The sequence below is a fragment of the Idiomarina tyrosinivorans genome (assembly GCF_003987475.1).
GTDB lineage: Bacteria > Pseudomonadota > Gammaproteobacteria > Enterobacterales > Alteromonadaceae > Idiomarina > Idiomarina tyrosinivorans.
The window spans coordinates 330188-354654 of the sequence record NZ_PIQH01000001.1 but is presented as its reverse complement, the minus strand read 5'-3'; the positions used below and the strand labels follow the sequence as shown (position 1 = coordinate 354654).

At 49.5% G+C, this 24467-nt stretch carries 16 protein-coding genes; 11 read left to right on the top strand and 5 right to left on the bottom strand.

Going from position 1 to position 24467, the window contains the following annotated elements; all coding sequences use genetic code 11:
* On the bottom strand, positions 1–519 hold the full coding sequence (locus CWI84_RS01725) for a DUF2062 domain-containing protein (RefSeq protein WP_126840845.1): 519 nt from the start codon (positions 517–519) through the stop codon (positions 1–3).
* Positions 520–542: 23 nt separating this feature from the next.
* On the opposite strand from CWI84_RS01725, the gene CWI84_RS01720 reads away from it, so the two are divergent.
* The 5 genes from CWI84_RS01720 (at position 543) to kdsB (ending at position 6517) form a co-directional block, all read left to right on the top strand.
* A complete protein-coding gene (locus tag CWI84_RS01720; RefSeq protein WP_126840844.1) occupies positions 543–2777 on the top strand; it encodes a DNA internalization-related competence protein ComEC/Rec2 in 2235 nt (744 codons plus the stop codon).
* Positions 2778–2843: 66 nt separating this feature from the next.
* Positions 2844–4592 carry a lipid A export permease/ATP-binding protein MsbA gene (gene msbA, locus CWI84_RS01715; RefSeq protein ID WP_126840843.1) on the top strand — a complete coding sequence of 583 codons (1749 nt, stop codon included), beginning with the start codon at positions 2844–2846 and terminating at the stop codon, positions 4590–4592.
* Positions 4589–5587: a tetraacyldisaccharide 4'-kinase gene (lpxK, locus tag CWI84_RS01710; protein ID WP_126840842.1), complete on the top strand. Its 999-nt coding sequence runs from the start codon at positions 4589–4591 to the stop codon at positions 5585–5587. The genes msbA and lpxK overlap by 4 nt, the downstream gene beginning before the upstream one ends.
* On the top strand, positions 5574–5765 hold the full coding sequence (locus CWI84_RS01705; RefSeq protein ID WP_126840841.1) for a Trm112 family protein: 192 nt from the start codon (positions 5574–5576) through the stop codon (positions 5763–5765). The genes lpxK and CWI84_RS01705 overlap by 14 nt, the downstream gene beginning before the upstream one ends.
* Positions 5762–6517: a 3-deoxy-manno-octulosonate cytidylyltransferase gene (kdsB, locus tag CWI84_RS01700; protein ID WP_126840840.1), complete on the top strand. Its 756-nt coding sequence runs from the start codon at positions 5762–5764 to the stop codon at positions 6515–6517. Before CWI84_RS01705 ends, kdsB begins: the two co-directional genes overlap by 4 nt.
* A gap of 30 nt (positions 6518–6547) precedes the next feature.
* Here kdsB and CWI84_RS01695 read toward each other — a convergent pair whose 3' ends face one another.
* The 4 genes from CWI84_RS01695 to CWI84_RS01680 form a co-directional block, all read right to left on the bottom strand.
* Positions 6548–9637 (bottom strand): efflux RND transporter permease subunit, encoded by a 3090-nt coding sequence (locus tag CWI84_RS01695; protein ID WP_126840839.1) that lies wholly within the window; start codon positions 9635–9637, stop codon positions 6548–6550.
* Complete coding sequence (locus CWI84_RS01690; protein ID WP_126840838.1) at positions 9634–12882, bottom strand: efflux RND transporter permease subunit; 3249 nt, start codon at positions 12880–12882, stop codon at positions 9634–9636. Before CWI84_RS01690 ends, CWI84_RS01695 begins: the two co-directional genes overlap by 4 nt.
* 24 nt (positions 12883–12906) lie before the next feature.
* Positions 12907–13983, bottom strand: coding sequence for an efflux RND transporter periplasmic adaptor subunit (locus CWI84_RS01685; protein WP_126840837.1), 1077 nt, complete (start codon positions 13981–13983; stop codon positions 12907–12909).
* A gap of 1023 nt (positions 13984–15006) precedes the next feature.
* A complete protein-coding gene (locus CWI84_RS01680) occupies positions 15007–16287 on the bottom strand; it encodes a citrate synthase (RefSeq protein WP_126840836.1) in 1281 nt (426 codons plus the stop codon).
* 426 nt (positions 16288–16713) lie between these two features.
* On the opposite strand from CWI84_RS01680, the gene sdhC reads away from it, so the two are divergent.
* The 6 genes from sdhC to odhB all read left to right on the top strand — a co-directional run bounded on the left by sdhC (position 16714) and on the right by odhB (position 24415).
* Positions 16714–17088 carry a succinate dehydrogenase, cytochrome b556 subunit gene (gene sdhC / locus CWI84_RS01675; RefSeq protein ID WP_126840835.1) on the top strand — a complete coding sequence of 125 codons (375 nt, stop codon included), beginning with the start codon at positions 16714–16716 and terminating at the stop codon, positions 17086–17088.
* The gene (gene sdhD / locus CWI84_RS01670) at positions 17082–17429 is read left to right on the top strand and encodes a succinate dehydrogenase, hydrophobic membrane anchor protein (protein WP_126840834.1); all 348 of its coding nucleotides are present in this window, start codon (positions 17082–17084) and stop codon (positions 17427–17429) included. Before sdhC ends, sdhD begins: the two co-directional genes overlap by 7 nt.
* Positions 17430–19196: a succinate dehydrogenase flavoprotein subunit gene (sdhA, locus tag CWI84_RS01665; protein WP_126840833.1), complete on the top strand. Its 1767-nt coding sequence runs from the start codon at positions 17430–17432 to the stop codon at positions 19194–19196.
* 13 nt (positions 19197–19209) lie between these two features.
* Positions 19210–19923: a succinate dehydrogenase iron-sulfur subunit gene (locus tag CWI84_RS01660; RefSeq protein ID WP_126840832.1), complete on the top strand. Its 714-nt coding sequence runs from the start codon at positions 19210–19212 to the stop codon at positions 19921–19923.
* A 126-nt stretch (positions 19924–20049) separates the two neighbouring features.
* Positions 20050–22854, top strand: coding sequence for a 2-oxoglutarate dehydrogenase E1 component (gene sucA, locus CWI84_RS01655; protein WP_126840831.1), 2805 nt, complete (start codon positions 20050–20052; stop codon positions 22852–22854).
* Positions 22855–22867: 13 nt separating this feature from the next.
* Positions 22868–24415 carry a 2-oxoglutarate dehydrogenase complex dihydrolipoyllysine-residue succinyltransferase gene (odhB, locus tag CWI84_RS01650; protein WP_126840830.1) on the top strand — a complete coding sequence of 516 codons (1548 nt, stop codon included), beginning with the start codon at positions 22868–22870 and terminating at the stop codon, positions 24413–24415.
* The last annotated feature ends 52 nt before the right edge of the window (positions 24416–24467 follow it).

The window sequence follows — 24467 nt, the reverse complement described above, 5'->3', positions numbered from 1 at the left end:
TTAAATGCGTGTTGAGTTGTGGCGTTTTCGCCACGCTCGCACGACGGAATAACGCCAAAGCCAGCGAATGCCGAAATACCCCACTAAACTAGACACCGTACCGAATATGGCGCAGCCAAGTAAAAATGCTGGACCAATCGTGCTGATACTTTCACCTAACCACGCCCATGACAGCTCGAACTGAAAGTGTGAAGGGGGTTGTTGTAAAACCGCACTACCGACCAAGTAGCACAGGTAAAATAATGGCGGCATGGTGATGGGGTTAGATACCCAAACCAGACCAACGGCTAACGGCAAATTGACCCGCAATGGAATAGCGGTTGCTGCTGCCAGTAACATTTGAAAGGGCACCGGCACAAATGCGTAAAACAAGCCAACAGCGAACGCACCAGACGCAGAACGTCGATTCAGGTGCCATAGGTTGGCATCGTGTAATAACGTCCCAAATATCTTCAAGCCTTTGTGATGACGAATCTTTTCGTGATCGGGCATGAACCGTTTGATGAATTTTCTAGCCATTCATTACTACCTTTGGAAGCCACATGGATCGTGGAATCATTGCGGCTATTATCGCGATGTTGCTGGTACTTTATTCTTACCAGCCGTTACTCACTTTTGGATGCATTGCACTGGCCTGCTTATTGCTGCTGGTTTTGATGCTGCGAATTCCAGCGCTGCGCTCAGGTGTGCTTGTTGGGGGCTTATTGTGCGGTATTGTGTGGGGGTATGGCAACGTTTGTTTATCCCAACCGTCGAATTTATTCGCTTTAGCACATGCCTTTCGTTTTGCCAGAGCCTATACGATAACCGACATTAGCGAGCAATACGGTAGTGCATCGGAGCCTGTTTGGCGGATTCATGCGCAGGACTTACAAGGTCGGGACTCACTGTTTTATTGGCGTGCAGAAGCGGCGCAACAACCGCCGGAAATTGGTGATAGATGGTGGTTTACGGTAAAAATCGGCGCCGATAACCGGCGTTATAACAGTCCGAGTCAGGCGCCGCAGCGCACTCTTATTCGCCAACGCATTTATAGCCTCGGACAAATACTACAGGCCGAGCGGTTGCGCGCAGGCAACTCGGTTAGACAACGTTTGCAACGCGCACTGGTGAGTAGTGAATTGCAGCAACCCGGATTGTTGATGGCACTGCTAATCGGTGAACGCTACGCCATTCCCTATACCCTCAAACGGCAATGGCAGCGGCTTGGGTTAGCGCACGCGCTGGCAATTTCGGGCTTGCATCTGGCATTAGTTGCGGCGTTAGTATTGCGCCTCGGCTACGTTGTATTATTACGACTCAGCGCTTGGTGTGGCGCCGCTACCGAGCGTTTGCCAGTAAGAACCTATTGCGAAGCTGCGGCTTTAACCATAGCGTTTGGGTATGCCGCAATTGCCGGTTTTCCGATTTCCGCTATTCGCGCATTAACCATGCTCAGTTGCTTATTTATGCACCGTTGGTTGGGCCTAAAAACGAGCGGTTGGCGGATACTGCTACGCAGCATGGGTTTGATGCTATGTATTGATCCGCTGGCGCCGTTAGACGGCGGCTTTTGGCTTTCGGTAATAGCCGTCGCGGTGCTATTTTTAAGCTACTGGAGAGCGCCGCGACTTCATTCAGTCGCGCGATTAGTCTACCTACAAGCAACCCTTACCATTGGCATGGCGCCGTTAACACTGAGTTTATTCGGTGGGGTTAGTAGTATCGCGTTACTGACCAATTTGCTGGTTTTACCCGTGCTAAGCAGCTTTACCTTACCTTTGGCGCTATTCGGCACGCTACTCACGTTTGCTTTTCCGAGTGCTAGCGCAGCTATTTGGCAGCTGGCTGAGCAACCGTTACTGTGGTTACAACCCTGGTTGGCGCACTTGGCCAGTGAGTCGTGGGTATGGATTGATCGCAGAACCTCAGGGTACATTGTTTGGTTAGCGCTCGGGTGTTTGTGGTTTTTGCCGTTACATTGGCGCTGGCGACTGTTGTTGAGCGTCGGATATAGCGGTTATTTAGCAGTTAATCAGTGGGGCCAAAGCGATGTTATGAAACTGCACTTGCTGGCGGTGGGCCATGGTCAGGCGATTGTGATAGAGCGCAATAACGCAGCGTTATTAATCGATGTTGGGTGGGCTGCGGAAAGCGGCTATAGCATCGCGGCTAGCGAAATCGATCCGTGGCTGGTGGCGCGGGGTTTGTGGCCTGAATTGGCGATGATTTCCCATACTGACACTGACCACAGCGGTGGCTACCGTTATTTAGCTCAACGCTATCCTAATTTGCACTGGCTCGGCAGACCCAGTGAGACACCTTGCCAACAAGGGCAACAAGGCGTTTGGCACCAGTTGCAGTGGAGGATACTGTGGCCAGTAACCGCGTTGCCAGATAGCTGGCAAGAGAATAATCGTTCCTGCGTTGTGCAGCTACGCTTCGGTCACTTCACCATGTTAATTCCTGGCGATTTGCAGGCTCTTGGCGAGTATTGGCTAATGCGTCAACAGCGCGACCAACTTAGCTCGGATTTATTAGTGCTTGGCCATCACGGAAGCCGCAACGCCAGTAGCGAGCAGTGGCTGGATGCCGTAGCACCTCAAGTAGTACTTAACAGCAGTGCCCGTTACTCGCGTTTTCATTTTCCCAACGCGGTGATTGAGCAACGTGTTGAACAACGTGGGCACACCCTGTGGGATAGTGGAAAGTACGGTCAAATTACGGTTTGGAGTGACGGCTTGCACTGGCGTTTGACCACACCCGCTGAACCAAGCCAACGGCATTGGTTTGAGTGATCAGCTAGCCACACTGGTAAGAAAGCGGTTAGAATAACGGATATTGCGTAGCAAATGATGGATTGCATGGAATCACAACCCGCAAAAAATAGTGCGTTTAAACGCCTGATTCAGTATATAAAACCTTATCGTGCCGCATTCTTCACTGCCATTGTCGGCATGTTAGGCTATGCCGCAATAGATACCTATTTTTTCTCTCAAATAGAAACCTTGATCGATGACGGTTTAACCGAACAAGATTCTACCATTTTGATTTATGGTGCGATTTTCGTACCTGTATTTTTCATTATCCGCGGCTTATTCAACTTTATTTCCAACTATTTTCTAAACTGGGTAGGATTTAAGGTTGTCACCCGAATGCGGCAGGAATTGTTTGATCACATGATGAAGCTACCAGTGAGCTTCCACGACAAGCATTCTACTGGGGATCTCATTTCAAAAATCACCTACGATACCCAGCAAATCGCCGAAGCCAGCAGTCGCGCTTTACTTATTTTAATCCGAGAAGGGGCATTTGTTGTCGGGCTTTTGGGATTAATGTTTTACCAAAGCTGGCAATTATCGTTGGTGTTTCTTGTGGTGGGACCGTTGATTGCGAAAGTGGTTAACGTGGTTTCGAAACGTTTTCGCACGGTTTCTGGTCGTATTCAGACAGCTATGGGTAACGTTACCACGACCGCTGAGCAAATGATCAATGGCCACAAAGTTGTGGTTATGCACGAAGGCCAAAAACGAGAATCTGGGCGCTTCGCAAAAATTAACAACAACACTCGCCAGCAGAATATGAAGCTGGTCAGCACCCGTGTTATCAGCACCTCGGTGATTCAGTTTATTGCCTCTCTAAGCCTTTCTATGGTGCTCATTATTGCGAGTTTTCCAGATATGCTCGGCGAGTTATCGGCAGGGGCGTTCACTACCTTGTTAACCTCAATGATTATGCTGTTGCGGCCATTGAAACAACTGACCAACGTAAACAGCGACTTCCAACGCGGGATTGCCGCGGCACAATCAGTATTCAGTATCCTTGACCAGCCGGTCGAGGTCGATAAAGGCAGTAAACAGGTTGAACGTGCGACAGGTGACATTTGTTTTGATGGCGTGACGTTCAGTTATGGCAGCGCAGAAGAACCCGCATTAAACGACGTTTCATTTTCGTTGGAGCATGGCAAAACGTTAGCCTTGGTAGGCCGTTCGGGAAGTGGGAAATCGACGATTTCCAATCTGCTAACCCGATTCTATGATGTTGAAGAGGGCGCCATTACCTTGGATGGTGTCAATATTCAGGATTATAAACTGAAATGTTTACGACGCCAATTTGCATTGGTTTCTCAGCACGTCACGTTGTTTAACGATACCATTGCCAACAATATCGCCTATGGGGCGTCGCGCGATGTCACCGAAGACGACATTTTGCGTGCAGCTGAACAAGCTTATGTGACCGAATTTACCGATAACATGAACATGGGCTTAGACACCATGGTCGGTGAAAATGGGGTCATGCTCTCAGGCGGCCAACGGCAGCGCATTGCGATTGCTCGAGCACTGCTTCGAGATGCCCCGATTTTAATTCTAGACGAGGCGACTTCTGCCTTGGACACAGAGTCGGAGCGCCATATTCAAGAGGCACTCGGCGCGCTGCGAGAAAACCGAACATCACTGGTTATTGCTCACCGTTTGTCGACCATTGAAAATGCCGATGAGATTCTGGTGATGGATGCTGGTCAGATTGTAGAACGTGGTAGCCATGAACAGTTACTTAAGCAGCAAGGGATGTACTATCAGCTGCATAATCTGCAATTTGGTAACGGTGCATGAGCCAATTTATCCAACGGCTTTGGTATCGGCAGCAGTTGCACCCATTGTTGTGGCCGCTGTTACCATTAACCCTGCTGTTTTGGTTTATCAGTAGTTTACGCCGTAGCGCTTATCAGCTTGGCATATTGACGCGTTATCGGGCCCCCGTGCCGGTGATTGTTGTGGGTAATATCACATTGGGAGGAACTGGCAAAACCCCGATGGTTGAGGCGCTATGTGCAGAGCTGAAACGGCAAGACTTCACCCCTGGCATTATTAGTCGCGGCTATGGCGCCAAGGCGCAAACACCATTCTCGGTCGCGCAAGACGATAGTAGCGAGCAAGCCGGTGATGAGCCGCTGCTGTTGCGGCGCCGCACTGGTTGCCCCGTGGTGATTGATAAAAAACGCAGCAACGCTGTGGAGCATCTGCTGCATCATCACCCAGAGGTTGATGTCATCGTCAGCGATGATGGCTTGCAACATTACCACCTGGCACGCGATGTTGAGATTATTGTGTTGGACGCCGATCGCGGTGTCGGTAATGGTTGGCTATTACCCTGTGGACCATTGCGTGAAGGGGCCTGGCGTTTGCACGATGCACCTTGGGTTATCGCTAATAATGCCCAACACCCGTTCGCTCGCTATGTGATGGAGTTGGAAGCTTTGCCGTGGCGACGGGTAATAGACGATCAAGAATCGCCGCCAGAATCGCCATTGAACGTGGTAGCGGTTGCTGGCATCGGCCACCCACAGCGATTTTTCCGGTTATTAGAGCAGCAAGGACACGAGATTTCAGAACGGCTTGTATTCCGTGATCATTACCCGTATAAAGCGGGCGATTTTGCGCGCTTTAACAGTGATGACATTATTGTGATGACCGAAAAAGATGCCGGTAAATGCCAAAAATTTGCTGGCGAAAATTGGTTTTATTTACCGATTCGGGCAACACTTCCAGAACAACTCACGCATCATTTGGCGACTAAAATAGAAAGGAAAGAAAATGGCAATCGATAACACAACATTGGCTATTTTGGCTTGCCCCAATTGTAAAGGTAAATTGGAATGGCATGAAAAATCGGCCGTTCTGGTGTGTCGCGGTGAGCAGTTGGCATTTCCTGTGCGCGACGGGATTCCGGTATTAATTGTTGATGAAGCAAGCCATTTAACGTCGGAGCAGTTGGAGGCGTTATGAGTTTTACTGTTGTTATTCCAGCACGCTATCAATCGTCAAGATTACCGGGGAAACCGCTAGCAGATATTGCTGGTAAACCAATGATTCAGCACGTGGTTGAACGCGCCCAACAAGCGGGCGCGGCGGAAGTGATTGTTGCCACCGATGACCAACGAATTATCGATGTAGTCGAGGGCTTTGGTGGGCGAGCAATGATGACCGCTGAACACCACCAATCGGGTACTGAACGCGTCGCGGAAGTTATCGATCATTTAGCGTTGGCAGACGATGAAGTGGTCGTCAACGTGCAAGGCGACGAGCCTTTTATCCCGCCTGAAATTATTCGTCAGGTTGCAGAAAACTTGGCAAGCCAGCGACAAGCACCAATGGCAACACTCGCCGTTGCTATCGATGATTCAGCTGAGCTGTTTAACCCCAACGTGGTAAAAGTGGTCACCGATGCGTCGGGCTACGCGCTATATTTCAGTCGAGCTGCTATTCCATGGGATCGCGAGCGCTTTAACGCGGAGCGTTCAGCCTGTGAGTTGGATGCCGCGTATTGGCGCCATATTGGTATTTACGCCTACCGCGCAGGATTTGTTTGGCGTTACGTCGAATGGCCGGCGAGTCCACTAGAAAAGCTGGAGTCGCTAGAGCAATTACGAGTCTTATGGCATGGCGAGCGTATTCACGTTGCGGAAGCTATCATTGCGCCGGCACCTGGAATTGACACCGAGGACGACCTGCAGCACGCACGGAAACTGGCCAAATAGGTCAGCTTCCGTGTGCTCTTCGATATTCGTTTACTGCGGCCGTTGCAACAGTTTGTAACGCTCAAGTTTGGCTTTTAGACGCTGGCGCATAAGCGCAAACTGATGCCGCCAAACCAATAGCCGAACATAAAAGTGTGGTACCACAACTAGGCTGGTGATGGTAGAGAACACCAGCCCACCAATAATGGCGATAGCCATTGGAGCATATGGCGGGCCATCACCGCCGATTTGGGTATGCCCTAGGGCTAACGGAACTAAGCCGAGCACCGTAGTGGCGACCGTCATAAGAATCGGGCGTAAGCGGCTCTGGCAGCCCTCGATTACCGCATCTTCCAAATGACGCCCGTTATTGACCAATTGGTTGATGTAGTCCACCAACACTATGCCATTGTTAACCACTATCCCCATTAATATCAGAATACCGATCATCGCCATAATGGATATTGGCTGACCGCTAATAAGTAGCGCCCAGAATACACCAACAATCGATAAAAACAGCGAACTGAGGACCGCAGTGGGTAGTAAAATCGACTCAAAAAGTGCGGCCATCACAATATAAATCATACAAACCGCGAGCAGCATATTCACTTGCATGATGTTTTCCGCCTCTTCTTGATGGCGGAAACTACCGTCGTAGGACCAATGGTAGCCGGCTGGAAGTTGCCAGTTTTGCAGCGCATTGCCAATTCGTTCACGCGCCTCATCTAAGGTAATGTCATTAAGGTTTGCGCCAACCGCTATTGCGGTCTGACGGTCGTAGCGACGAATTTCACCCAGCCGCGGCGCTAAGCGAATATCAGCCACCTGTTGCAACGTCACAACACGGTTACCCTGTTGCGTAATCGGCAAAAGTTTCAGCTTATCTAGTGACTCTTGGTACGCGTGCTCAAATCCGACGTACAGTAAGATCTCGCCATTCTCATCGGCGCGGTAAGAACGTAATCGCACACTCCGTAATGCCAGTGAAATGGCCTCGGCAACCTCACTGGTCGATAACCCAGCCGCTAAAGCGCGTTCACGGTCGATACGAACCTGTAATTCTTTTTGAGCGTCAGCCAGTTCAGAGCGTACGTCGGTTAAACCGGGTACACGTGACAGCGATTGCACCAATTGTTCCGACAAGTCTTTGAGTACGTCTGTTGAGCTGCCACTGAGGGTAATCCGTACCCCACCGTTCTGTTGGTTCCAACCGAACTGCGGATCACTGAGAACGAAATCAGGAAAGCCCTTGCGGATCTTCTCCATTAATTGATTGACATCGCCGCGGTAGTCCTTCGGCAAAATGACGGTCGTCGATGCCTGTCCGCTTTGGTAATAGCTATAGACCGACTCAAAGCCAAATTCTTGCTGATGTTCAAACAGATAGTCTTCCATCCGCGAAACTTCTTGCTCGACCTCGGTAATAGGGTATTCGGAATGAAGAAAGTAGTTGATAAATAGCCGGTTATTAAATGCGCCATTATTTTGGTCACCACTCACCATCGACATTGGCACGGCAATACTGGCTAACAACAATAGTGCACAGAATGAGGTCCAACGTGGGTGGCCGATGCACCATTTTAGTAAGCGTTGGTAGCGCGTAGGAGTGCTACGGTCCGCGACCGTTTTTTGTTTTTTGCCCGATTTTGGACCCATATACTTAGCAAAACGTGTTGCCAAATACGGAATCAGGGTTTGCGAGATAATCAACGACGCGAGCAATGAAATACAAATGGCGACCGCAACATGCTCAAGGAAAATGGTGACATCGATTTTTTCCCCGACAATATTGGGCAAAAACACGATAGCGGTGGTCAGGGTTCCTGCAATCACCGCCATCGCCACTTTACCCGTACCACTTAACGTCGCTTCCTCGCCAGTTAAGCCGTTTTCTCGTTCGTGTTGAATACTTTCGGTCACTACCACCGCATTATCGACGAGCATGCCGACCGCCAGCATCAAACCCATTAGCGATAGAATATTGAGGCTGTAACCAAAGGCATACATAAAGCCCATGGTAATAAACAAGGAAATTGGCACTGAAATAACCACCATTAAGGTAGTCGCCCAATTGCGCAGGAATAAGTAGAGTACGGCAAAAGACAGGAGGGCGCCGACCAATCCGGCATTCAATAAGTCGTTTAATGAGCTTTTAACGTCGTCTGCGGTATTCTGCATAACGAACAGGTTAACGCCTTGGAAGGCCGGGTCATTACCCACTTCCTTTACTACTTGCATAGCCCGTTCAGCAACATCGACCAGATTCGCACTCGACTCTTTAAATACGTCCATACCGATTGCATAGGTGCGATTAAGATGGCGTCCCTCGACTTGTTTAGGACTTTCAAAGCCAATACTGGCGATGTCAGACAACACCAAGTGTGGGGCGACAGGCAGTTGCTTAATTTCATTCACTGACCGGTATTCACCTACCGGATTTAGTAATATTTTCTCGCTAGATGTCCGAACATAGCCACCATTTATTGCAAAGTTCTGCGATCTTAGCTGTGCCAGCACCGTTTCTGGATCAAGGTGATGTTGCAGCAGTGCTTTACTGTCTAAGCGGATCATGATTTGGCGCTTTTCGACACCGTAAAGGGTGACTTGTGATACTCCGTCGACCCGTTCCAGCGGTTTCTTCAAACTGCGATCGAGGAGGTCGTAGGCATCACTCAAATCGCGCTGGCTGGAAATTCGCAGCTGAAAAACCGGCATATCGTTGGTATTAAATTGCACCACTAAAACACGACCAATATCCGCCGGAAGTAAGTGTTTTACCGCATCTATCTTTTCCCTTGCATCAATAGATTTTGCATTAATAGACGCGTCCCAGTCGAACTCAATTTCAATGCGACTGGCATCGGTTGTTGAGCTTGACTGCATTTCCTTGATACCAGATAGGGTCGATAACGATTCCTCGAGCGGTCGGGTAATAAGGCGCTCGACTTCTGCTGGGCTTGAGTTTGGGTAGGGCGTGTAAACCACGATTTCTGGGATCTCAATGCCGGGAAATTTTTCTAAGGGCAGCAGCCGTGAAGAAATAAGCCCGAGCAAAAGTAATGAAACACTGAGCATGCAAATGGTGACGGGCCGCTTTAATGCAAAGCGCGCTAGCGCCGCGGCGTACGATACGGCACTCATGCGTGGCCTCCTTGCTGACGACGACCCACGGCAACATACAGTGCAGGGATAAAGAATAACGTCAGTAGGGTGGCAAAACTTAACCCAAAGATGACGGTGATTGCCATCGGTGTACGAATTTCCGCGCCCTCACCAACCCCAATTGCTAATGGAATAAGGCCAAGCACGGTAGTGAGAGTGGTCATAATAATCGGCCGAAAGCGGGTGCTGGCAGACTCGATGACCGCATCCAGCTTATTACTACCCGCTTGACGCAACTGATTGATGCGATCGACTAGGACAATCGCGTTATTCACCACAATCCCAGCCAGCATGATAAGGCCGATAAAAACCATCACATTGAGACTGCTATCGGTAACAGCAAGACCAATAATCGACCCAGCCCCAGCCAATGGTACGGTGAACAGAATAAACAATGGATGCAGCAACGATTCGAATTGCGAGGCCATCACTAAATAGACCAAGAACACCGCTAGGGCGAGGGCGAATTGCAGCGAACGAAACGATTGCTGCATTTCCTCACTCTGTCCGGCAAGACGAATATCCACTCCTGGTATTTTCGTCAATTGGTCGATACTGTTTTGTACTTCCGTTACCGCTTGTTGCAAGTCGCCGTAGGCTAAGTTGGCTTTTACCAGCACAGTGCGTTGCTGACCAATACGGGTGATCTCGCTAGGACCGACAATGGTCTTAATATCCGCAACCGAGGAGAGTGGTACCTCTTGTTGAGCGCCAGGGTTGATAATCCATTCTGAAATATCTTGCAGTGAATTGCGTTGTTGTTCGTCACCGCGCACAACAACGTCGATCTTACGGTCTTCTAAGCTGTATTTTGTGGCGGTTTTACCACCGATCGACATCGCCAAGCGCTGCGCTACATCCGGTGCAGAAAGGCCCAGCTGAGCCAGCTTTTGATGGTTAAAATACACCGCAATTTCTGGCTGACCGTTGCTCATATTAATTTGCACATCGGTAAAGCGAGACTGCTGTTGCAGCGTTTCTTGTAGCTGCAATCCGAGTTGGCGAATGGGCCCAAGCTGGTAGCCACTGATCTCGACAACAATCGGTTGTGCCAAGCTGAATAGTTCCGCCTGACCCACACGAATGGATACGCCAGGTAGTGTTTGCGCCACATCACGTAAGCGTTGTTTTACGCGTTGCTGATCGGCCGCCGTTGCCGAGTCGGCCATAACCACATTCAGTCGCCCCCAGTAGTCGCCGCCCTGCGACGGAGAGGCATTGATTAAGCTGCCAGTTCCCGCTAGAGAGTAGGTACGGGCGACGCTAGAGTCGTCACTGATCGCCGCGGCGAGTTGTTGCAATGATTGATCGGTCTGCTCAATTGTGGTTCCTGGAGCACGTTCAACCTCGAGATAAAACTCACCCTGTGCCATGTCGGGTAGGACATTTACCTTCAGCCCGGGGATTAGCAGTAAGCTTGAGGCGGCGACAAATAGAATCACTGTCAAGGTCGTCCACGCATTGTTAAGGGCGTGGCTGAGTATACGTTGATAGCCATTGTGGAAGTACTCAAAGGCAAAACCAAAACTACGCACTAAGGGTTGGGTAAGCACGTGGAAAGCACGTGCGAATAAGCGCCATAACGCCATAACCGCGACAATAAGCGCTTTAATAATGGCAGCAATAACCACAAATGGCAGCACTGCTGTCCAGCGCAGAGCGCGTATGATTTTGCCCCAGCGTGTTGTTGCCGGCGCGGGTTTTTCGCGCGGCGCGAATAACGGTTCTGCGGATTCTGCATCGTGTTGCCGGCGTTCCCGCGAACACAGCATCGGAATAACCGTAATCGCGACCAATAATGATGCGGCCAATGAAAACGTTACGGTTAACGCTTGATCGCTGAAAAGTTGTCCAGCAATACCTTCAACGAATACCAAAGGAAAGAATACCGCCATGGTGGTGAGAGTCGATGCGGTTATTGCGCCGGCGACTTCTTTACTGCCTTGGCGAGCGGCTTCTACGGTGGAAAGGCCTTGGCTGCGGTAGCGCGAAATATTTTCTAGTACCACAATGGCATTATCGACTAACATTCCCACCGCGAGTGCTATACCGCCCAATGACATGATATTTAAGCTAATGTCGTTGGCATACATTAAGTTAAAGGTAGCGATGATCGACAGTGGAATTGAGAGCGAGATAACAATGGTTGGCCAAACTTGGCGTAGGAACAGGAAAATCACCACCATCGCCAATAGACCACCAAAAATTGCCGCGTCTCGCACTTCGGAAATCGCATTGGCGATAAATTCCGATTGGTCATAGGTTGGCGACAGTTGGTAGCCTTCAGGTAGGTTTTGTTGCAATTGGTTAAGGCGCGCAGTAATGCGTTTTGCTACGGCGACAGTGTTAGCATCACCTTCTTTATAGAAAGATAATTCCACTGCTTCGTGACCGTTAACACGGGTAATTGCATCGCGTTCATGAAATGCATCTTCAACCGCAGCAACATCTTTCAATTGGATATTTCTGCCGTCGCGGCGAGCAATAAACACTTCGCCAATTTGTTGCAGGTTTGAAAATTGGTTAATCGTACGAATCAGATATTCGTGCCGTTGTGTTTCTACCCGTCCACCAGAAAGGTTCACGTTTTCTTTTTGTAATCGCTGTTCAATGAGCTCAGGGGGAATATTTAATCGCGCCGCTTTGGCCATATCGATATTAACGTGAACTTCATCTTCAAGCCCGCCACCTAAGCGCACCGAAGCAACACCGTCCAGCGACTCTAATTGCCGCTTTAGTTGCTCTTCGGCGTATGTACGCATCGCTTTCAGTTGTTGCGTGGTTAGGCTTTTATCGGTGGTTAGACTGGCGCGAAAAATCGGGTCCATTGATGGGTTGAAGCGCAGCAGTACCGGTGGTTCAATATCGAGCGGTAATTCAACAATATCGAGCTTTTCGCGAACGTCCAAGCTTGCCATATCCATATCGGTGCCCCAGGCAAATGACAGCACCACATCGGACTGTTCCGCGCGTGAAACCGACTGAATGGTGCGCAAACCCTTAACCGTTCCGACTTGTTCCTCAATAGGTTTGCTTACCAATTGTTCGACTTCAGCGGGCGCAGCGCCAGTATACTCCGTGCGAATGGTTAAGGTAGGATAGGCCAGCTCTGGCAACAAATTTACCGCTAATCGAGACAGTCCAACCAAGCCAAATAACACCACCGCAGCGGTGATCATGGTAATTGTGACCGGACGCTTTACCGCTAAATCGACAATACGCATACATCTCTCCCTGTGGTATACGGTTTAGGCGTTCGGAATAACGCTAACTTGGGTTTGATCTTTCAATTGGTTTTGACCGCTGGTTACCACTTTATCGCCGGCAGCAATGCCTTGCTGAACTTCAACCCAGCTCTCGTTTTCAAAGCCAATAGTGATGTCCACTTTCTCTGCTTTATTTTCACTATTTACCCGAAATACGCTGTGCTTATCGTCTACACTGACCACCGCATAGCGAGGTAGCAGCACTACGTTATTGTGGGTTTCATATTGCATTTGCACTTTCGCAAACATTCCCGCCTTTAACTGACCGTTACTGTTATTCACTTGCAATACCACCTTAAAGGTCCCGGTATCGCTATCGATCATTGGACTAATCCGTTCGATATTAGCCGTAATCGGGTGCTCGTTACTGACCGCCGTGTAGAGCAGGGCAGTCTGACCCACTTTGACGTTAGCAAGTTGTTTTTCAGGTAAGTAAACGATGCCTTGTAACGTTTCTTGGGCAACAATATGAAACAGCGCTTTCTCTTCGTACTGAGTAACTAAGTTACCCACTTTGACGAACCGCTCAGCAATGTAGCCACTGATTGGCGCACGAATGACCGTATTGTCGTGCTGATAAGCCGCCATATCATATTGCGCTTTGGTTGCTTGGTAACGGTATTTCACTTTGTCGTAAGCATCGGCGCTGACTAAGCCCTCTTTATGCATCTGTTCAAGACGTGAAAGCTCTTGTTTAACACTCGCCAATTCCGCCGCCATTTCATCGCGTTTGATCCTATATTCTTCGTCACGCAAAGTAGCCAGTACTTGGCCCTTTTTAACGTAATCACCCTCTTCAACGCGCAAGGTTTCGACAATACCGTTCACTCGACTAATCACATCCGCTTCAGATTCAGGCTCTAATACCGCCGTAGTTTGATAGTTAGCCGTAATTGCGCCCTCACCAGCAGTGGTTACCTCTACTGGAATAGTCACAACAGCCTGTTCTTTTTTGTCATTTTTGTCTTGCGCATCAGCATTTGAGCAACCCAACAGGGTTAAGCTACTGAGAGCTAGTGCGGCAGCACAAATGGTGCGAGTCATCGGTTGTACGGTCATGAGGAATGTCCTCTTAGTAAAGTTTTTATTAACGTTAGACCCACTAATGCAGTCGCTGTGCCAACTTAAGAGATATTTAAAAATCAATAAATTCAATAGCTTAAAATTAACAAAACAAGACTCATAGCAACAATCCCCCAATAGTATTGGCTGTTTTCACCAATACTTAGTCAAAACCACAAACAAAAAGCCCCAAACCACGTCGCAAGAATGCCTTACTGCGGCCGAGGGATTGGTGTTGCTTGTTCTCTACCACGGCGATTTAGCTTGGGTGGGTCGGCATCGTGAGGGGCTGGAGGGCGCTTGGTGTATAGGCGCTCAGAGGGTCATTGCACGGCACCCCGCCGGTTCACGAAGCTGGGGAAAAAGCCGCTCAAGCTCATCCATGAGGCGCTTAGTCTCCGGCCGTCCATGGCCGGAGATACTTTTTCCCCAGCTTCGCGCCCCAACGTTGTGCTTTCAATGGAGGGGGGAGTCGCGCCTACACCCCAAGCTAAGGGCTACGGAGAAGCGATGCCGATGCAACACCGAGCGCGCCGTGGCAGAGAACAACCAACCCCAAGCAGGCTGTCTGAAGCTTATGGGTAACGGCTAACTGATAAAGGCTGATACTTCTTTACTGCGGCTTTCCGCGATGGTGGGCGGCATCGCTTCTCCGCACCTATTTGGCTCGGGGTGTGGGCGCGTTTTCCTCGATATTGATTGGCGTGTCGTTGGGGCGCGGGGGCTCCGGTAAAAAGCATCTCTGGCCAGGGAGGGCCAGAGACTGAGCGGCCATGGATGGCTCGAGCGTCTTTTTACCGGAGACACCGTGAACCGACGGGACGCTGAGCACTAACCACCCCAGCGCCCACACCCCGAGCCTTCCCCCAACCCTGACGATGCCGCGAGCCTTTGCTTAAGGCCGCGGTAAAGAATTGCCGACGCGCCCAAGCTCATCGCCGAGGTAGAGAGCAACCAACCCCAAGACAGCAGGCACAAAAAAGCCCGCGGTGAGGCGGGCTTTTGGTATGGCAACGGTCGTTAGCGTTTGATTGGCTTGAACTCGCGTTGCGTGTAACCGGTGTACAACTGGCGTGGACGACCGATTTTCTGGTTGTCTTCGCCCATCATTTCGTTCCAGTGTGATACCCAGCCTACGGTGCGTGATAGTGCAAAAATCACGGTGAACATGTTGGTTGGAATACCGATCGCTTTCAGAATGATGCCGGAGTAGAAGTCGACATTCGGGTACAATTTCTTCTCTACGAAGTAATCGTCTTCTAACGCGATGCGCTCTAATTCCATTGCTACGTCTAATAATGGGTCTTCAATGTTCAGCTCTTTCAGTACTTCGTGGCAGGTGTCACGCATTACTGTGGCTCGTGGGTCGAAGTTTTTGTAAACCCGGTGGCCAAAGCCCATTAGGCGGAACGGATCGCTCTTATCTTTGGCTTTCTCGATGTATTTTGGAATGTTTTCTACTGAACCGATTTCTTTCAGCATCCGCAAGCATGCTTCGTTAGCACCGCCGTGCGCAGGTCCCCAAAGTGATGCGACACCGGCAGCGATACAAGCGTATGGGTTTGCGCCTGATGAACCGGCTAAACGCACGGTTGAGGTTGAGGCGTTCTGCTCGTGGTCAGCATGCAAGGTGAAAATACGGTCCATCGCTTTGGCGATAACGGGATTCACTTCGTAATCTTCTGCTGGCACTGAGAACATCATGTTTAAGAAGTTCTCTGAGTAGCTTAATTCGTTACGTGGGTAAACGAATGGCTGGCCGTTGCTGAATTTGTATGCCATCGCGGCGATGGTTGGCATTTTTGCTACCAAACGGTACGCACTACGCAGGCGCTGCTTAGGATCGTGGATATCTAAATCATCGTGATAAAACGATGACAGGGCGCCCACAACTGCACACAGCATCGACATTGGATGCGCGTCGCGGCGGAAACCATTAAAGAAATTATGGATGCCTTGGTGCACCATGGTGTGTTTAGTGATGGTCTTACGGAATTCTTTATATTCTTCCGCATTTGGCGCTTCGCCATGCAACAACATGTAGCAAACTTCTAAGTAGTCTGCTTCTGTTGCTAATTGGCCAATAGGGTAGCCGCGGTGTAACAGTACACCGTTTTCGCCATCAATAAAGGTAATTTTAGATTCGCATGAACCGGTGGCTAGGAAGCCTGGATCAAAGGTAAAGTAGCCATGTTTACCAAGGCTACGAACGTCGATTACGTCTTTACCGGCAGTTGGAGAAAGTACTGGTAATTCAATCGACTGGTCATCAATTTGCAGTGTGGCTTTACGGTCAGCCATAAGGAATTCTCCTCGCTTGCTGCTTTCTTCTCAAAGTAAAAAGTGCGCTAGTTGTACTCGAAATAGCGCCTAAATGTCAATTTTTGTAAACGTGCGTTTGATTCTGAAAATGTAATTTGGGACGAACAAATGGCTTGTTTGTTGCGTACTGTGATTACGTTATAGAGGCGCTATTCGGATTACTAAATTAGACCTATGTCTTATTGCAGAAAAATGACAATTACGGTCTGGTGTTAATCCAAATCTAGATGAATCCCGTTTGAAGTTTCGGGAATTGTAATTATCCTTGAGGCTAGATATACTCTGGCTGGATTAGTAAGAGAATGATTCGCTTGCTATTCTGGTTGAGTTGAAGGGTGATTCACCAAAGGGTGGATCAGGAGTCCTTAGCATTTCTGACATGCTTTTCTAAAAGGCAAAACAACCGTGAAGAAACAAAGACCCGTTAATTTAGATTTAACAACAATTCAATTTCCTGCCTCTGCCAAAGCATCCATATTGCACCGCGTAACTGGTGTGGTCATGTTAGTGGCGTTAGTTTTCCTGACTTGGGCTTTCGCAGTCTCACTGAGTGGTCCGGAAGGATTTGCTACCGTTGAAGCTGTAATGACTAGCTTTATCGCGAAGTTTATCGCATGGGGTATTTTGACAGCGTTAGGATACCACTTCCTTGCTGGGTTACGTCACTTGGTGATGGACTTAGGCTTCTGGGAAGAACTGGAGTCTGGTAATGCGAGTGCCACCGCGGCAATCGTCCTAGCCATCATTTTATCAGTACTAGCAGGAGTTTGGTTATGGTAAGTGTTGCCTCAACTTTCGGCCGTAGTGGCACACACGATTACGTACTGGTGCGTGCTTCAGCCATTATCATGGCGCTGTACAGCCTGTTTATCATCGGCTTCTTTGTCACTACGCCTGACGTAACGTACGCCAACTGGAGCGCGCTGTTCTCAAGCTTGTGGGTAAAAGTCTTTACTCTGTTAACGCTGACAGCGGTGTTAATGCATGGCTGGATCGGTATCTGGCAAGTATTAACCGACTACGTTAAAGCGACGCGTTTACGCGCACTCATCCAATTTGTGGTCAGCGTTGGTTTGATCGCAATGTGGCTCACTGGCTTATTCGTACTGTGGGGTGTTTAAGTGAAGGTTAAAACATTAGAGTTTGATGCGGTCGTTATTGGCGCCGGCGGCGCGGGTATGCGAGCTGCACTGCAAATTTCCCAAGAGGGTATGAGCTGTGCGTTGATGTCGAAAGTTTTTCCAACGCGCTCTCACACGGTTTCTGCGCAGGGTGGTATCACTGTAGCGCTGGGTAACGCTCACGAAGATAACTGGCAATGGCACATGTTCGACACCGTTAAGGGGTCGGACTACATTGGTGACCAAGACGCCATCGAATACATGTGTAAGAGCGGCCCTGAAGCCATTCTTGAACTAGAGAATATGGGTTTACCGTTCTCGCGTTTTGAAAACGGTAAAGTGTATCAACGCCCATTTGGCGGTCAGTCGAAAGAATTCGGCGGTGAGCAAGCAGCGCGGACAGCGGCTGCGGCAGACCGTACCGGTCACGCGCTACTGCACTTGTTGTACCAGCAAAACGTTAAGAACAAGACCACCGTATTCTCTGAGTGGTATGCACTGGACATCGTCAAAAACCAAGATGGCGCGGTCGTCGGTGTAACCACTATGGACATCGAAACCGGCGAAGTGCACTTTGTTAAAGCCAAAGCCGTTGTTCTTGCAACTGGCGGTGCAGGCCGTATTTTTGCCTCAACCACAAATGCGCACATCAACACCGGTGACGGCGTGGGTATGGCATTGCGTGCTGGCGTGCCAGTACAAGATATGGAAATGTGGCAGTTCCACCCAACCGGTATCGCTGGTGCTGGGTGTTTGGTTACTGAGGGCTGCCGCGGTGAAGGCGGTTACTTATTGAACAAAGATGGCGAACGTTTCATGGAACGTTATGCGCCGAATGCCAAAGACTTGGCATCGCGTGACGTTGTCTCTCGTGCCATGATGACCGAAATTCGTGAAGGCCGCGGCTGTGAAGGTCCGTGGGGCACGCACTTGAAACTTAAACTTGACCACTTAGGTAAAGAAACACTAGAGAGTCGCTTGCCCGGCGTTTGTGACTTGTCGCGTACGTTCGCGCACGTTGACCCAGTGAAAGAACCTATTCCAGTCATCCCAACCTGTCACTACATGATGGGTGGTATTCCAACGGACGTTAATGGTCAGGTATTAGACGTCGACAAATCGGGTAAAACTAGCCACGTTAAAGGCTTGTACGCTTGTGGTGAGATTGCTTGTGTGTCTGTACACGGCGCTAACCGTTTGGGCGGTAACTCACTGCTTGACTTGGTGGTATTTGGTCGTGCGACCGGTATGCACTTGGGCGAGAGCTTAGCGGCTAATGCGGAAGCGCGTGAAGCGTCGCAAGACGATGTCGATCAAGCGCTAGCACGCTTTAACCGTTGGGAGTCTACGCAGAAAGGTGAAGATCCTGCGCAAATCAAGAAAGACTTGCAGCAGTGCATGCAGATGAACTTCTCGGTATTCCGTGAAGGTGAAGCAATGGCTGAAGGCTTGAACGAACTGAAAGAAATTCGTGAGCGCTTGAAGCATGCACGCTTGGATGACACGTCACGGGAGTTCAATACTCAGCGCGTCGAGTGTCTAGAATTGGATAACCTAATGGAAACCGCGTACTCAACAGCGGTGTCAGCAAACTACCGCACAGAAAGTCGTGGCGCGCACAGCCGTGCAGACTATCCTGAGCGTGATGATGACAACTGGTTGGTGCACACGGTTTATCGTCCGGAAGACGAAGAAATGGTTAACCGTGACGTGAATATGGCGCCGAAGTTGCGTGAAGCCTTTCCGCCAAAAGCACGTACTTATTAATAAGGGGTAAACGATGAAAAAAGTTGCTATTTCAGTTTATCGTTACAACCCGGATGTTGATGATAAGCCTTACATGAAGGACTACACTCTTGAGGTCGATGAAAAGCAAGACCTTATGGTGTTGGACCTGCTGATCAAATTGAAAGAGCAGGATCCGTCGTTAGCATTCCGTCGTTCATGCCGTGAAGGTGTGTGTGGTTCTGACGGTGTCAACATGAACGGTAAAAATGGCTTGGCGTGTATTACGCCAATGTCATCGTTGAAAGGTCGTAAGATTGTCATTCGCCCATTACCTGGCTTGCCAGTGATTCGCGATTTGATCGTTGATATGAGTCAGTTCTATCAGCAATACGAGCGCATTAAGCCGTACCTGATCAACGACGAGAAAACGCCACCTGCGCGCGAGCGTCTGCAGTCACCTGAAGATCGTGCGAAATTGGACGGTCTGTACGAGTGTATCTTGTGTGCATGCTGTTCAACGTCATGTCCGTCATTCTGGTGGAACCCAGACAAGTTCGTTGGTCCTGCAGGTCTGTTGCATGCTTATCGGTTCTTAATCGACAGCCGTGATACCGCAACTGAAGAGCGTTTGGACGATCTTGATGATGCCTTCAGCGTATTCCGTTGCCACGGCATCATGAACTGTGTCAACGTCTGTCCGAAAGGCTTAAATCCAACTAAGGCTATTGGTCACATTAAATCAATGTTACTGAACCGCGCTGTTTAATGCAGCGCACAGTTGGCTATCCATTGGTTTTTTTGATGTAATAAATAGCCATCCAAAAGAGGGTGGCTATTTTTTTACAAAAACAGCACAATCCTAACGTTTGCAAACGAGTGTGAAGGAAACGCAATGCAAGATGGCGTAATGCGTGAATGGCTAGAATCCTCGCATCTAGCAGGTGGAAACGCGGCCTACGTAGAAGAGCTTTTCGAAGCTTACTTAGATGATCCTACAGCCGTCAGTGACGAGTGGCGTCAAATGTTTGATGCTTTGCCACGTGATGGTCATACCTTAGATACCAAGCACAGCCAAATTCGCGAGCAATTTCGTGAGTTTGCGAAGAACAAATTAAAAGCTTCCAACGCTACAGCAGCAGCGCCTGACCTGAAACAGGTCCGAGTCCTTCAGCTGATCAACGCTTACCGTTTTCGTGGTCATCAACACGCAAACTTGGATCCGTTGGGCTTATGGAAACAGGAAACGGTTCCAGACTTGGCGCTAGACTTTCATGAGCTGTCGAAAGACGATTTAGACCGCGAGTTCAACGTTGGTTCGTTGGCAGTCGGTAAAGACACCATGAAGCTTCGTGATATTCACGATGCCTTAGAAAAGATCTATTGCGGCTCGATTGGTGCAGAATATATGCACATCGTGTCGACCGAAGAAAAACGCTGGATCCAACAACGGCTGGAAGGCGTGTTGGGACGTCCGTCTTTTGATAAAGCGCAAAAACAACGGATTTTCAATGAACTGGTTGCGGCGGATGGTCTTGAGAAATATCTCGGCTCGAAGTTCCCTGGCGCTAAACGCTTCTCGTTAGAGGGTGGCGACAGCTTAGTACCGTTATTGAAATCCTTGATCTCTCGCTCCGGCGAACAGGGCGCGAAAGAAGTCGTCATTGGTATGGCTCACCGTGGTCGCTTGAACGTATTGGTTAACGTTTTAGGTAAAAAGCCGCAAGACCTGTTTGACGAATTTGCCGGCAAACACGCCGCCAATAAAGGCTCAGGCGACGTCAAATACCACATGGGCTTCTCTTCCGATTTTGCCACACCGAACGGTAACGTGCATTTAGCGTTAGCCTTCAACCCATCGCACTTGGAAATTGTTAATCCAGTGGTCATGGGCTCGGTGCGCGCACGGATGGATCGCTTGCAAGACAGCACGGGTAGCAAAGTATTACCTATCACTATCCATGGTGATGCCGCCATCGCCGGCCAAGGTGTCGTGCAAGAAACCTTTAATATGTCGAAAACGCGGGCCTACCAAGTGGGTGGTTCGATTCGAATCGTCATCAATAACCAAGTCGGCTTCACTACCTCGAAGCGGGAAGATGCGCGTTCAACGCAATACTGTACTGACATCGCGAAAATGGTGCAGGCACCGATTTTCCACGTTAACGCGGATGACCCAGAAGCGGTTGTCTTCGTAACACAGTTGGCGTTGGATTATCGCAACACCTTTAAGCGCGATGTCATGATCGACTTGGTCTGTTACCGCCGTCACGGTCACAACGAGGCAGATGAGCCAAGTGCTACACAGCCGTTGATGTACAGCAAAGTTAAAAAGCATCCGGTACCGCGCGAAATCTACGCGAAGCGTTTGCAAGAAGAAAACTTGCTGGACGAAGAGCAAGCTAAACAGCGAGTCAGCGACTACCGCGACGCCTTAGATAAGGGTGAAGTGGTGGTGGAAGAATATCGCCCAATGAAAGCCCACTCAGTAGACTGGTCTCCATACATCGGTAACGATTGGGATGTTGCTTACGACCACAAAGTCGATGCCAAGCGCTTGCGTGAATTGGGTGAGAAAATCTGTCAGTACCCAGAATCTCATAAACTGCAATCTCGTGTTGCGAAGGTTTACCAAGAACGGTTGAAAATGGCGAAGGGCGATAAACCCATGGATTGGGGCTTTGCCGAAACCTTGGCTTATGCAACGTTGGTTACGCAGGGCACCCATATTCGGTTAACCGGTCAGGACAGTGGGCGTGGAACATTCTTCCATCGTCATGCAGTGTTGCATAATCAAAAAGATGCCAGCACTTACATGCCATTGAATCATTTGAGCGACGACCAAGAGCAAATCGAGATTTATGACTCGGTGCTCTCAGAAGCCGCGGTTGTTGCCTTTGAATATGGCTATGCAACAGCAGAGCCTAAGTCGTTGGTGATGTGGGAAGCACAATTTGGCGACTTCGCCAATGGTGCGCAGGTGGTCATTGACCAATTCCTAAGCTCCGGCGAGCAAAAATGGGGACGCTTATGCGGACTCACCATGTTGCTTCCGCATGGCTATGAAGGCCAAGGTCCAGAGCACAGTTCTGCACGCTTAGAGCGGTTCTTGCAGTTATCGGCAGACCACAACTGGTCGGTGTGCGTACCTACCACGCCAGGACAGGTGTTCCATATGATTCGACGCCAACAGCTGCGCCCTGTGCGTCGGCCATTGATTGTTATGACGCCAAAATCGTTGCTGCGTCATCCAATGGCAGTGTCAGAAATGGATGAACTCGCGGACAGCGGGTTCCAGAATGCGATTGGCGAAATCGACTCGTTAGATCCGAAAAAAGTAAAACGGGTGGTTTTCTGTTCCGGCAAGGTCTACTACGATCTGCTCTCAGCACGTAGAGAACGCGAACAAGAAGACGTGGCGTTGGTTCGGATCGAACAACTTTATCCTTTCCCAACGGAAGAAGTTGCGGAAATTATGAAAGACTATCAGCACGTCAAAGACTTTGTCTGGTGTCAGGAAGAACCTCAGAACCAGGGTGCTTGGTATAGTAGCCAGCATCACTTCTGGGCAGCGATTCCGGCGGGGGCACAGTTATCGTACCGAGGCAGACAAGCTTCTGCGGCGCCTGCGGTCGGTTACTTGTCTGAGCACAATCAGCAGCAGAAACAACTCGTTGACGAAGCGCTAACCATTGAATAGGTGAAGATAAATCATGGCGATTGATATTAAAGTTCCTCAGTTACCTGAATCGGTCGCGGATGCGACCATCGCAACATGGCACGTGAAACCTGGCGATAAGGTTGAGCGCGATCAAAACTTGGTCGATATTGAAACCGACAAAGTTGTTCTTGAGGTCGTTGCTGAGGCCGATGGTGTGATCGGTGAAATCATTGCTGAAGAAGGTACAACCGTTGGCGCAGAAGAAGTCATCGGTAAAATCGAAGAAGGCGATGCGGCGAAATCTGGCAGCGATAACAAAGCTGACAGCAAATCTAACAGCGACGACAGCGCTGAGAAAAAGCAAAAATCAGCGGATAACGCTTCGGGCAGCGGTGAAAAGATCGACGTTAAAGTTCCGCAACTGCCAGAATCGGTATCAGATGCGACGATCGCAACCTGGCACGTTAAGGCGGGTGAAGCGGTAACGCGTGACCAAAACCTTGTCGATATTGAAACCGACAAAGTGGTTTTAGAAGTGGTTGCACCTGCTGACGGCGTGTTGGCGGAAATTAAGCATGACGAAGGCGATACCGTTGGCGCTGATGATGTGATTGGTATTGTTGAAGCCGGCGCTTCTGCTGGTTCTAGCAAAACGGCTGATAGCAGCGACAGTAAAGCCGAAAGCAGCAGCGATGAAGGCGATGCCGATGTGGCGGGTCCAGCGGTGCGTCGCTTACTCGGTGAACACGGCTTGAAAGCCAGTGACGTAAAAGGCACAGGCAAAGGTGGAAGAGTCACCAAAGAAGACGTGGAAAAACACGTTAAGGGCCAACAACAGTCTTCGTCTAGCGCATCATCTGCGTCAGCTTCGCAGAAGGCGGCACCAGCAGCTGCCGGTGATCGTGATCAAAAACGTGTGCCAATGACCCGCTTGCGTAAGCGTATTGCAGAACGGTTGTTGCAGGCGAAAAATGATACTGCAATGTTGACCACGTTTAACGAAATCAACATGAAGCCCATCATGGACTTGCGGAAGAAGTACAAAGACATCTTCGAAGAGCGCCATGGTACGCGTTTAGGCTTTATGGGCTTTTATGTGAAGGCTGTCACTGAAGCATTGAAACGTTTCCCAGAAGTGAACGCATCAATCGACGGCGATGATATCGTCTATCACAACTTCTTCGATATCAGTATCGCGGTATCGACCCCTCGTGGTTTGGTAACGCCGGTATTGCGTGACACCGACCGTATGGGCTTGGCTGACATCGAAAATGGCATCCGTGAGCTTGCTATTAAAGGCCGTGATGGCAAGTTGACGCTTGACGAAATGCAAGGCGGAAACTTCACTATCACCAACGGTGGGGTATTTGGATCGTTGTTATCAACGCCGATTTTGAACCCACCACAGAGCGCTATCTTGGGTATGCACAAAATCCAAGAGCGTCCTATGGTTGTGGATGGAAAAATTGAGATTTTGCCAATGATGTATTTGGCGCTGTCTTATGATCACCGCATCATCGACGGTAAAGAATCTGTTGGATTCTTGGTGACCGTGAAAGAATTGTTGGAAGATCCACAACGCTTAATCCTAGACGTATAGGATTTTCTACGAATAACGCCGCAACGATTGTCGTTGCGGCTGTTAATTTACT